We start from the raw sequence: 12,275 nt of genomic DNA on the forward strand, positions 1-12,275 counted from the left end.
TCACCAGGCGGGTGAAAGTGTTGTAGACCCTTCATGCTTCGACTTTACTCAGCACGAACGGTCTACAACACATGGTAACTGCTCTTTGTAGGATAAAAGGTATGGGATGTGTCTATCGAGGACCGCCGTGGACCCATCCATGGGGGCTTGACGGCAGCAATCGAACGCTAGGGATAGCGTGAATGCAGATTTTGCAGGAGCAAAAATCTGCCCTGCTGCCGACATCCTCGCTAGCCACACCCCATACCTTCATAAAGTTAGCAATTTTTTGAGTATACCTTTCGCACTTCAAATTTCGGCAGTGCCTAAGGAGACGCCGGGGTGCTCGGCAAAGGCTTTGCCAGCATGAATGCTGGCATAGAGCCTACATGGATGTATTCACCCAGCACCTAAATTAGCCATCATATTAAATTATTGCCAATGACCTATGGAATTTAGGTGCTGGGCTCACGGCGTCCTTTGACGGGCCCCCGGCGCCGAATTTTGATCAACGATGAGTATATAAAGGGAGTAAGGTACGCGCAGCGTACCCTACAATTTATGCATAACGATGGGCGCAGAGCGTGGGAACGAGAATTGCCAGGGACTGAATAGTTACACTTATTCCGGTTCAGAAGGCAAGGTATTCTCAGGAGTAAGTCGACACGTTTCACATAAACGGGCCAATTCCAGAAGGCTGGTTGCACCGGTTTTTTCCATGACTCGCGCACGATGTACTTCGACGGTACGATGACTGATGCCGAGTTGCCTTGCGATTTCTTTGTTGGAATGGCCCGCCACCACTAGCGACATTACTTCCGACTCGCGGGACGTAAGACCGTTTAAACGCCGACAGAGCGCTTGATGAGCCAATAGTGAGTCTTCACCCTTCCGGGCTTCTTGCTCTAGGACGCCCCGAATCCGTTCGATCAATAACTTACTGGAAACGGGCTTCGTCAAAAAATCAACCGCTCCGGCTTTGATGACGCGAACGGTCGTGGGTATATCGCCATAACCGGTCAGGAAAATGATAGGCAAATGAATATCCCGACGGATCAATTCGGTTTGCAACTCGTCGCCGGTCATATCCGGCATATTGAGATCGAGAACCAAGCATCCGTTCTTGCCCGGACAATAAGCTTGCAGAAAATGCTCGGCGCTCTCGAAAGCTTGATAATTAAAGCCGGCGACTTCCATGACTTGACCGAGACCATCGCGCACCGCATCGTCGTCATCGACGATAAAAACGTAGTAGGTTTGAGTGCTTATATCGCGCATGGCAATGTAAAGTGGAGACTGAGGCCGTTGCCCGCATTTTGCTCGGCCCACATTTTTCCGCCGTGAGCCGCAATCAAAGTTCGACTTATCGCAAGGCCCATGCCTAAGCCGGCCGGTTTTGTGCTATAGAAAGGTTGGAATATTTTTTTTAGAGCTACGGCATCCTCCACCCCATTGCCTTGATCGCGCACTGTCAACCGAATCATGGCTGGATCGTCCTCATCGCGCTGCGTCGTCACAATGATCTTATCGGCATTTTCTCTCTGTTCCAACATAGACTCCATTCCATTGCGTACTAGATTGATCAATACCTTTTCTATTTGCAGAGCATTGGCCCTAACCGGAGGTAGATCAACGGCAAGTTCCAGCTCAATTTTAAATTCGTCAGAGAGTCCGTCGGTTTTCATTAAATCGATCACTTCATGGATTAAGGAATTGATATCCACCGGTTCGCTATCGCTTTCCCCTTTTTGCAACAGGTTCACTAATTGCCGTATCACTTCACCGGCACGCTGCGCTTGCTGTGAACATTTCTCCATGACTTGACACAGCTTTTGCGTATCAGGGGTATCCGTTTGGCATAGATGCAATGCCACATCGGCATAAGACGAGATCGCGGACAGCGGCTGGTTCAATTCGTGGGCAAATGCCGCGGCCGTCTGGACCGCCACATATAATCGAGACGACTGTTCCATTTTGTCACGCCGCTCGTTCAGTTCCTTTTGTTTCATGTAGTCGGTAATGTCTAAATTGATGCCGAGGATACGACAGGCGCGATTATTTTGATCGTTCAATACGACTCCCCGAGAATGAATCCAACGGAAAGAGCCATCTTTGTGACGCAGGCGAAATTCCATTTCATAGCTTGGCTTATGATCGGCAATAAAGTTTTCTATCGTCGCCATGACATAAGGGCGATCGTCCGGATGCAAGCGGCTTTCCCAATCCTCTTGCCGGTTGAGTAATTCGCTATCGTCATAACCGATTTGCCTTTTTATTTCAGGCGATAAAAATAACTGACGGGTAGTTAAATCCCAGTCCCAATATCCGGCATTGACCTCTTCGACAACCAGAGCGAGTCGAGCTTCGGAGTTGCGCAATTCTTGTTCGGCCTGTCGATGTGCTGTGACATCCTCGCAGGCAATAATAATACCGCCGATCTCTCCGGCCGGATTTGTCCAAGGATGGGCTGCCCAACGCAACCATTGGCGACTGCCGTCGGCTTGAATCCATAGGTCGTCGTCGTTTTTCAAAAATTCTCCGGCCTGTACTTTTCGGTGGACTTGTTTCCATTCTGCGGGAAGATCCGGGTTGACCGCATAGTGGTTGCGGCCTGTCAATTCAACATATCCCCGACCGAAATCTTCGACCCACCGACGACTCGTGACCAAATAATTCATTTCTCGATCAAACATGGCAATGCTCACGGGCGCCTGCTCGACAAACAGCCGGAGTTGCAATTGACTCTTTTCCAACGCATCTTCGGCCTGTTTGAGCGCCGTAATGTCTAGAAAAGCCCCCACGGCACCGCGTGGCTTGCCTTCTTCGTTAAACAAGGGCGAAGCATTGCCCAGTAAAGTTATTTGTTGACCGTCAGGGCGAATAATATCGATGACTTGGTTTTTAACTAATTCACCTCGAACGGCGCGACGCATCGGTAAGTCCTCGTTTGCCAGCTCGAGCCCGTTCTGTATGACACGAATGGCGCTCAATACTTCACTACGGCTGGAAAGACCGACCATCATCGGCAAGCCGAGCATCCGCTCAAGCGCCGGGTTACCGCGAATATCGTAGACGTTCGTTCCATCGGCAATGCACAGTCCGATCGGCACGGTATTGAAAATAACTTGCATCTCTTCTATTCGGCGCTCCAAGCTCCGGTTTAACTGAGCAATTTTTTTCTCGGTCAGCTTTCTATCCGTGACATCGACGACATGCACGATGACACCCTTGATATTTCCGGTTTCATCCGCATTAGGAATGTAAGTGGCCTGAACCCAACGAGGCTCTCCATGCCCATAGGGAATTTGTTGATCGAAATTTACCTGCTCCCCTGCGAGGACGCGTTCGAAATAGGGCTGAACGATGCGCCAGGCTTCTTTACCGATTATATCCGGTGCTTTTCGGCCAAGAATAGTATCCTCGGTGATACCGAACCATTTTTCATAGGTTGCATTGACCCGCACATACCTATATTCGGTATCCAAATAAGAGATCAGCGCGGGCGTTGCATCCATGATCAAACGTAATTCTTTCTCCCGGTCGCGCAATGTCAATTCGGCCAGTTTACGGTCGGTAATGTCTTGGATATAACCATGCCAGAGCATACTACCGTCCATCTCGCGTTGCGGCATCGAATGACCTTCGATCCAAATCTCGCCTTTTATAGGATGATTGAAGCGGAACGCGTCTCGCCAGGCTTGCAGAGTGCGGGCGGACTCGGCAATGGTTTCATGGATATGAACGAGATCGTCGGGATGGATGCGGTCGAAAACAGGGCTAAAATCCTCGACTACAACATCGGGACTGATCCCATATAACGATTCGAACAGCGGACTGGCATAAGGCATGCTTGCGGAGCCATCAGGGCGTAATCGGAACGAACAAATGACTCCGGGCACTGTTGCGGCAACCTTGGTTAATTGGTCCTGTAATCTTATCCGCTCCTTCATGGCCAATTCCGCACTCATGCGTTCGGTCACGTCGCGCATGATCACGGTAAAGGTTTTCTCGCCGTTAATCTCGCACTTGGAAATGGAAGCCTCGATCGGGAACTCCTCACCATCGGCTCGTATACCCCTAATAGACGCCAGTTCATTTTTTATTCGATGAGCAACTCCTGCCTTATCGAATCCACGTATATATTTACCATGTGCGGCGCGGAACCGCTCAGGAATAAAACGCTCGATAGTCCCGCCGATGGCATCATGCGCCGAACAACCGAACATTTTTTCCGCTGCGGAGTTGAATAGTAAAATACGTTGATCGGCGTCGATAGTAATGATTGCGTCGATAGCCGACTCGACTATGTCGGCATAGCGCTGCCGACTGTCCAGCAGCGCCAGTTCGTTACGTTTGTGATGGGTAATATCCTGAGTGGTCCCGAATCCGCCCAGCAAATTACCCTTTTTATCGTATTCCAGCCAAGCCTTTTCTCGAACCCATTTCACTGCGCCATCTACCAATAAACGGTGCTCGATATCGTACGGCTCGCCGCGTAGCCCCTCTCGCCACATCCGGTCGACATAGTCTCGGTCTTCCGGATGCACGATGGCTAGAAAAGTTTGATAGGTCTTCGGCGTGCCTATCGGAATACCGAAAATACGGTGGTTCTCGTCGGACCAAATTAATTCGTCACGCTTGATATCCAGCCGCCAGCTACCGATTTGCCCGACCGCTTGCGCACGACCCAAATCTTGTCGACTTTCCCATAGCGCATGGGTAAGACTCCTATAAAAGCTGGTTGTCGCGACCATAACCACTGAAACGAAGCAAAAGGCTGCGTTTAATATCAATAGGTCGTCGAATTCGGTCTCGGCCGGAAACAATATCAGTGCATTGACTGCGATCAACGATAAAGCCGTCGCAAGAAAGCCGGGATTCTTCCCTAACCAGAAAGAGACCAGATTAATCCCGAAAGCAAATAACAAAAATGCCGCCCGCTCACCTATCACTGGAACATAAATGGTTGCGATAGTGGTGGTAACGACGACCACTAGTGTCAGTCCGTATCGCAACACGGCAGGTTGATCGCCTAATTTAAAAAAAATTGTTTGAACTTTATATCGCGCGTCGGTCATCGGCTCTTGTTGTCAATGCTAATTGCTGTGCGTCATGTTACGTCAAACCAAGCAATCGGTATTGGCTCAACGAATCAACCATCATCCTAACGATCATGACGGTCTGGCCATCGCCCCGGCAAATGAAAGTGCGAGGAGTGTGGCGGAGGGTGCGGTCACACGCCCGACAGGACGCCATTTGATCTACGATTGGCATATATTTATCATGGCGTTAAAAACAGCAAAATTGCCTTATTGATCGAAATAAAATGGCTGCCGAACTAGTAGAGGCTTTTTGCTGATCGGTAAATTAGCTAGCCAAGTCAGGGAATGATCATCAATATCGCTATAAGTCATCTTTTTCATAAAACAGCTAACCCCCTCGAATTTATTGAAAACAATGAACCTAGACTAGGTGTCGATAGCGCCTTTGAGTTAGTTTTTTGTCAGTAACTTGCCCTGCTCAAGTATTGATCCAATTTCTTCAAATTGAAGGACATTTCTATCGGTCGATAAAACAAAGTTGGCCAGCGCAGTGATTGCGAGCCAATTTGACCTATCATTGATAAAACTGAATGCGTCCATGAAGAGCGCCTTGAGTTTTCTCTCTCTTAGATCCCGAGTCACAATAAAGCAATCAAGATACTCGTTGACTAGCTCCAAATCGGATGATCCGCCATAATATTGCAGCGCCTCGATATTCACTAGCCGAGAATTAATAGGCTCATTGTCGCGCAATGCGATATATCTGGCCTCAGCAAGCGGTCCAATGAGTAAATTTATGATATCGGCTTCAAAAGCACACTGATAAGCAAGCTTTTGTGCATTAGAAAAGTATTTTGTCGTTTCGTGAAACGATGTTGCTATCGTATGAATCAAGCGGCCGCCTTCTACTTTAGCCATATATCGAGCCGATCGATCTCCTAAACACTCGGATGACTGAAAGTCGGTATTTAACGGTTTGACACATATCTGAAAAAAAACCGGCGGCAATCCTTTCTGTTGGTTGCCCAAATGTATAGCGGCAGCATGGCCCGCTTCATGGAAAGCGATGTTACGGCTAATTTCTCTATGGGATTCTGAAGATGAGTCCTTAAAATTAAAGGTACGATTCATCATGGGGGGAGCCCTCTCTTAAGATATAAGATTATTCTGTTTTATCGGGGGTTTAGTATTTATGAATCGTCATCTGAAAACTATACGTATGAATACTTACAAAATGTATGGATACTTACAACAACCGGATGTTTCATGAAAAAAGGTGAAAAAACGGGAAAAAGGGGTCCGGAAAAAGGGGTCTGCGGAAAAAGGGGTCAGGTTAAATTATTAACTTATTCTAACGCTCATGAAGGACTGACAATTGCCTCAACAAATGAAAGTTCGAGGCGCGGGGTGGGTGAGGGATAATTTGAAGCTTCACCAAGCAGGTAAAAGTGTTGTAGACCGTTCGTGCTTCGACTCGGCTCAGCATAAACGGTCTACAACACATGCCAACTTCTCTTTTTAGGGTTATCTTTTTCTGATGACGTTATTCGTCGTATAGCTCGCTGCTGCCATCCATATCGCCGGTCTGACTGTAGAGCATCAAGGGATCGCTTCTAAGCATCGCCGCGTCGACGACTCTCAACACAGCGATGCGGTGATCGCCGGCATCGGTGAAATGACTGAGCTCGCAATCGAAATAGGCGAGACTTTCTGATAATACCGGCGCGCCGGTTTTCTCCTGTTGCCAAACGTATCCCGACATTTTATCGGGCCCGGAGCGGCCGAAATGCTCGGCCATGGTCATTTGATCCCTGCCTAGAACATTGACCGTACAGCAGCAGCCCGCTTCTAGCAGTCGATAAGAGTTGTGTTCGGGATTGATGCTCAGCGCCAGCATAACCGGATCGAAAGACACTTGCATGACCCACGCGGCGGTGAAGGCATTGGTTTTTTCACCGTTGCGCACGCCGACCACATAAACGCCGTGACTGATTAGCCGGCATAAATCCGCTATTTTTTCGCTCATGTCAATTCACCAGGTTGATACGCATCGACAAATCGATCGCTTTGATATTTTTGGTCAATGCGCCGATCGAAATAAAATCGACACCGGTTTCGGCAATTTTTTTAACGCTTTTTAAATCGATATTACCCGACGCTTCCAATCCGACTCGGCCGCCGTTGAGCTTAACCGCGGCCTTCAAATCTTGAAGACTGAAATTATCGAGCATGATCCGGTCCGGTGCGGCAGCAAGCGCCTGTTCAAACTCCTGAAGATTCTCCACTTCGATTTCGACCGGCAATTCGGATAGCTCGCGTGCCATTTGTACTGCGGCGGCAATCGAACCCGCCGCAATGATATGATTTTCCTTGATCAAGATGCCGTCGAACAGGCCGATCCGATGATTAACGCAACCGCCGCAAACCACTGCGTATTTTTGAAGTTTTCTCAAACCGGGTAGAGTTTTACGCGTATCGAGGATACGGCACTCCGTTCCGGCTACCGCATCGGCATATCCTCTAGCTTGCGTCGCGGTTGCTGACATTGTTTGTAGAATATTTAACGCACTTCGTTCACCTGTCAACAAGGCACGAGCATTACCCTGCAAACGACATAGCACAGTATCCTTGGAGACTTTATCACCCTCGGTGACTAGCCACTCGACATGTACATTTTCGTCCAAGAACCGGAACACGGCGTCGAAACAGGCGTGTCCGCATAAAACCATGTCTTCACGCGTGATGACTTCAGCCCGAGCGTTTTTGTTTTCGGGAATAATTTGCGCGGTAATATCCCCGGTACCGATATCTTCTTCGAGAAAAAGTTGGATTTGCTCAATAATGGACGATTGGTTCATACTTTCGTACTCCGAATAATTATAAAACCTCATGAAACTCACCAATCACTGTCTCGATGATTGTAAGCAAAGGCCTTCACCGAATCATGACGAACGCCCCGACCCCGACGATATTTCGCTAGTTGTGATTCATTGCATCAGCTTACCGCCCGGCGAATTCGGTACGCCCCATATCGACCGTTTGTTTAGCAATACATTATGCCCCAGCGATCATCCCTATTTTCAAGACATTCATCAAATAAGAGTTTCGGCGCATTTGCTGATCCGAAGGACCGGCGAAGTCGTGCAATACGTACCATTCGACAAACGCGCCTGGCATGCGGGCCTTTCAAGCTATCGAGGTCGGGAACGCTGTAATGATTTTTCAATCGGCATCGAGCTCGAAGGAACCGAGACATCGCCCTATACCGACGAACAATATGAACAACTCGCGGCAACGCTCAAGTGTCTATTTGCACATTATCCGAAATTATCCAAACAAACGCTAACCGGACATAGCGATATTGCACCGAACCGCAAGACCGACCCGGGCCCGTCGTTCAATTGGGATAGGTTGTTCGATTTGTTAAGGAACGAGCATAAAATAACTTCGACAAATGTGGAAAGGGGGGGGCGGTGGTTCGATTGACAGGTGTCGGCGGCAGGGCAGATTTTTGCTCCTCGGCAATTGCTCCTGCATTGCCCTAATACACGCCATCCATGGCGTAATGCAAAATCTGCATTCACACCATCCATGGCGTTTGCAGATTTTTGCTCCTCGGCAATTGCTGAGTTACAAGGATGTAATGAATGCAGAAAATGCAGGAGCATTTTTCTGCCCTGCATCGCTTAAAGCGCCTACTGTTGGTGCCCTAATACACGCCATCCATGGCAATCAGTCGCCGCCGTCAAGCCTACAAGGATTTATTAACGGCGTCCTGCCAGGCGAGTTACCGACCCCTCGACAAAGCCCATAACTCCAGGACGTTATTTATCGCGAAATCCTAAGGTGCGCTCCGAGACACCTTTCGAACGAACCGGGTCAGGATACTTGTCAAAAAGGTACGCATTGCGTACCCTACCACCGCTTTTTCACGAGACTTCGTCTTTTTTGCCAATACCGAACGATTCGGCAATCATCAACGCGACACCGATCGTAATCGCCGAGTCGGCGATGTTGAACGCCGGCCAATGCCAGTCTTGATAATAGACATCGAGAAAATCGATCACATAGCCGTAGGCGAGTCGGTCGATCAGATTGCCGACCGCGCCGCCGAGTACCAAGGCCAACGAAACCGCCAACAGGGTTTCATGCCGCTTGAGCCTTGCCAACCACACCGTGATCACAACGCTGATCACGAAGGCCAGCACTGCAAAAAACCAGCGCTGCCAACCGCCTGCTTCGCTCAAGAAACTGAATGCCGCGCCGGTGTTATGCACATAGGTCAGATTGAAAAACGGCAGCACTTGAATCGATTGATAAAGCTGCATGTTCGCCGCTACCGCCAGTTTGGTAATTTGATCCAGAACCAGCACGACAAACGATAACCAAAGCCATTTCAACATTCGACCTGTCCTTATTTAAGCGAAACGTCTGACTTCGCCATCGCCAACGATATTCTCGACGCAGCGTCCGCATAATTCAGGATGATTCGGATCGACGCCGATATCGGCGCGTTGATGCCAGCAGCGCACGCATTTGGCATGCTCGGACACCGAGACCTTGATCTTTAACCCTTCCAACTCGGCTTGTACGGCATCATCGGGACTCGATGCCAGCTCTTGAACCGTTGCCGCCGACGTAATAAACACAAAGTGCAATTCACTCTCGAGTTGTTTCAATACCGGGAAGTTACGCTCGTCGGCATACAAAGTGACCTCGGCATTGAGCGATGCCCCGATCGCACCGGTTTTGCGCACCCGCTCCAATTCCTTGCTGACCGCTTCGCGCACGGCCATTACCTTTGACCAAAAATCTCTGTCCATCGGCGAATCTTTGTCCAACTCAAAAAGGCCTTGGTACCAGGTTTCGAGAAACACCGACTGACTACGCTGCCCCGGCAGATAGTGCCAAATTTCGTCGGCGGTATAGCTGATAATCGGCGACAACCATCGGGCTAACGCTTCGGCGACATGATACATCGCAGTTTGCGCGGACCTACGCGCCAAACCGTCCGCTTTCGCGGTATATTGCCGATCTTTAATGATGTCGAGATAAAAACCGCCGAGGTCGACGGCGCAGAAGTTATGCACTTTTTGATAGACTTGGTGGAATTGATAGCTTTCATAAGCGGCAACGACCTCTTGCTGCAAACAATAAGCGCGGTCGACGACCCAGCGGTCCAATGCCAACAGTTCGTTCGCTGGAACCGTATGCAGAGCCGGATCGAAACCGTCCAAGTTGGACAACAAGAAACGGGCCGTATTACGCAAGCGCCGGTAGACATCGGAGGTTCTTTTCAGAATTTCATCCGAAACATTCATTTCGGCGCGATAGTCGGTCGCCGAAACCCACAGGCGCAACACATCGGCACCCAAGGTTTTCATGATCGTTTGCGGCGCAACGACATTGCCGCTCGACTTGGACATTTTTTTGCCGTCCGCATCGACCGTGAAACCGTGCGTCAATACCGCCTTGTAAGGCGCAACACCGCGCATCGCGACCGATGCCAAGAGGGACGATTGAAACCAACCCCGATGTTGATCCGACCCTTCCAGATACAAGTCGGCCGGAAAATCCAAATTATCCCTGGCCTCGAGTACGGCATAATGCGTCACGCCGGAGTCGAACCAGACATCGAGCGTATCTTGCATTTTTTCATAATGTTCGGCATCGGCGTCGAGTAATTCAGCCGCATCCAATTCGAACCAGGCGTCGATGCCTTTTTGTTCGATGCGAAGAGCCACTTGTTCGATCAATGCCTCGGTGTTCGGATGCAGGTCGCCGCTTTCCTTATGCACGAATAACGCGATCGGCACGCCCCAAGTACGCTGACGCGACACGCACCAATCCGGGCGTCCGCCGACCATACCTTCGATACGGGCCTGTCCCCAATCCGGTATCCATTGGACCTTGTTGATTTCCTCCAAGGCCTTATCGCGCAAACCGTTTTTCTCCATCGAGATGAACCATTGCGGCGTCGCGCGGAAGATAATCGGCGTCTTATGCCGCCAGCAATGCGGATAACTGTGCAGCATCGATTCGTGATGCACCAACTTGCCTCGCTCGGCCAACACTTCGAGCACATGGTCGTTCGCTGTGAAGACATGCTCGCCGGCAAACAATTCGGTATTCGGCAAGAACACACCATTGTCGCCGACCGGATTGTCCACCGGCAAATCGTATTTCAGGCCGACCACATAGTCTTCTTGACCATGGCCGGGAGCGGTATGCACGGCGCCGGTGCCCGCCTCGATCGTGACGTGCTCGCCGAGAATAACCGGCACTTTACGCTCATAGAACGGATGCTGTAACAGCAGATTTTCCAGCGCATCACCTTTACAATAGGCAATTACATGATATTCCTCAATGCCGTAACGGAGCATCGCATCCTTCATCAAGGCTTCGGCCAAGACCAAACGTTCTTTTGCGCCGTCTTTTTCGCATTGCACGACCGCATATTCCAATTCCGGGTTCAATGCAACAGCTTGGTTGGCCGGCAAGGTCCACGGCGTGGTCGTCCAAATCACGACCGAGAGCGGGCCTTCGCCTTCGTGCTCGGGCACATGATGACAGCGCGCCAAAAATGCGGCTTCGTCGACGACCTGAAAGCGCACGTCGATCGCAGGCGAATGCTTGTCTTCATATTCGACTTCGGCCTCGGCCAGCGCCGAACCGCAATCGGTACACCAATGCACTGGTTTCGCGCCCTTACTCAAATGGCCGTTTTTGCTGATTTTACCCAGTGCGCGAACGATGTCTGCCTCGAATTTAAAGTTCATCGTTAAATAAGGGTTATCCCATTCACCCAATACGCCCAAGCGAATGAATTCGCCCTTTTGCATCTCGACTTGCTTAGCCGCATAGTCGCGGCATGCATTGCGGAATTCGGCTTCGGAAACTTTGCCGCCGGCCTTACCGACTTTCTTTTCGACCATCAGTTCGATCGGTAAGCCATGACAATCCCAACCCGGAACGTAAGGCGCATCAAATCCGCTCAATGACTTGGACTTAACGATAATATCTTTCAGAACTTTATTGACCGCGTGACCGATATGAATCGCACCGTTCGCATAAGGTGGGCCGTCATGCAAAATGAATCGAGGGCGTCCGGCAAACTCTTCCCTAATTTTCTGATACAGATCGATGTCGTTCCAAGCCGCCAGCCGCTCCGGTTCGCGTTGCGCCAGATTGGCCTTCATCGGAAAATCCGTTTTAGGTAAATTCAGTGTAGTTTTATAATCCATCGTCGTTAAC

9 protein-coding genes are annotated in these 12,275 nt (G+C 49.9%); 2 read left to right on the forward strand and 7 right to left on the reverse strand.

Features of this window, described 5'->3' with window-relative positions:
• Nucleotides 1-600: 600 nt before the first annotated feature.
• Both ACINK7_RS19810 and ACINK7_RS19815 read right to left on the reverse strand, forming a co-directional pair.
• On the reverse strand, nucleotides 601-1,257 hold the full coding sequence (locus tag ACINK7_RS19810; RefSeq protein WP_404357978.1) for a response regulator transcription factor: 657 nt from the start codon (nucleotides 1,255-1,257) through the stop codon (nucleotides 601-603).
• The gene (locus ACINK7_RS19815) at nucleotides 1,245-5,057 is read right to left on the reverse strand and encodes a PAS domain S-box protein (RefSeq protein WP_404357980.1); all 3,813 of its coding nucleotides are present in this window, start codon (nucleotides 5,055-5,057) and stop codon (nucleotides 1,245-1,247) included. The genes ACINK7_RS19810 and ACINK7_RS19815 overlap by 13 nt, the downstream gene beginning before the upstream one ends.
• Before the next feature lie 34 nt (nucleotides 5,058-5,091).
• On the opposite strand from ACINK7_RS19815, the gene ACINK7_RS19820 reads away from it, so the two are divergent.
• Nucleotides 5,092-5,295 carry a hypothetical protein gene (locus ACINK7_RS19820; RefSeq protein ID WP_404357982.1) on the forward strand — a complete coding sequence of 68 codons (204 nt, stop codon included), beginning with the start codon at nucleotides 5,092-5,094 and terminating at the stop codon, nucleotides 5,293-5,295.
• A gap of 176 nt (nucleotides 5,296-5,471) precedes the next feature.
• Here the strand turns inward: ACINK7_RS19820 and ACINK7_RS19825 are convergent, their stop codons facing one another.
• The 3 genes from ACINK7_RS19825 to nadC all read right to left on the reverse strand — a co-directional run bounded on the left by ACINK7_RS19825 (nucleotide 5,472) and on the right by nadC (nucleotide 7,879).
• Nucleotides 5,472-6,155 carry a hypothetical protein gene (locus ACINK7_RS19825; protein WP_404357984.1) on the reverse strand — a complete coding sequence of 228 codons (684 nt, stop codon included), beginning with the start codon at nucleotides 6,153-6,155 and terminating at the stop codon, nucleotides 5,472-5,474.
• Between the two features lie 409 nt (nucleotides 6,156-6,564).
• The gene (locus ACINK7_RS19830) at nucleotides 6,565-7,047 is read right to left on the reverse strand and encodes a flavin reductase family protein (protein ID WP_404357986.1); all 483 of its coding nucleotides are present in this window, start codon (nucleotides 7,045-7,047) and stop codon (nucleotides 6,565-6,567) included.
• A 1-nt stretch (nucleotide 7,048) separates the two neighbouring features.
• On the reverse strand, nucleotides 7,049-7,879 hold the full coding sequence (gene nadC, locus ACINK7_RS19835; RefSeq protein ID WP_404357988.1) for a carboxylating nicotinate-nucleotide diphosphorylase: 831 nt from the start codon (nucleotides 7,877-7,879) through the stop codon (nucleotides 7,049-7,051).
• 31 nt (nucleotides 7,880-7,910) lie between these two features.
• Between nadC and ampD the strand changes: the two genes are divergently transcribed.
• A complete protein-coding gene (gene ampD / locus ACINK7_RS19840) occupies nucleotides 7,911-8,507 on the forward strand; it encodes a 1,6-anhydro-N-acetylmuramyl-L-alanine amidase AmpD (protein WP_404357990.1) in 597 nt (198 codons plus the stop codon).
• A 443-nt stretch (nucleotides 8,508-8,950) separates the two neighbouring features.
• Here the strand turns inward: ampD and lspA are convergent, their stop codons facing one another.
• Entirely contained in the window at nucleotides 8,951-9,424 is a 474-nt protein-coding gene (lspA, locus tag ACINK7_RS19845) for a signal peptidase II (RefSeq protein WP_404357992.1), read from the reverse strand.
• 15 nt (nucleotides 9,425-9,439) lie between these two features.
• Nucleotides 9,440-12,265, reverse strand: coding sequence for an isoleucine--tRNA ligase (ileS, locus tag ACINK7_RS19850; RefSeq protein ID WP_404357994.1), 2,826 nt, complete (start codon nucleotides 12,263-12,265; stop codon nucleotides 9,440-9,442).
• Nucleotides 12,266-12,275: the final 10 nt, after the last annotated feature.

The sequence above is a fragment of the Methylotuvimicrobium sp. KM1 genome, assembly GCF_044788715.1.
Lineage (GTDB): Bacteria > Pseudomonadota > Gammaproteobacteria > Methylococcales > Methylomonadaceae > Methylotuvimicrobium.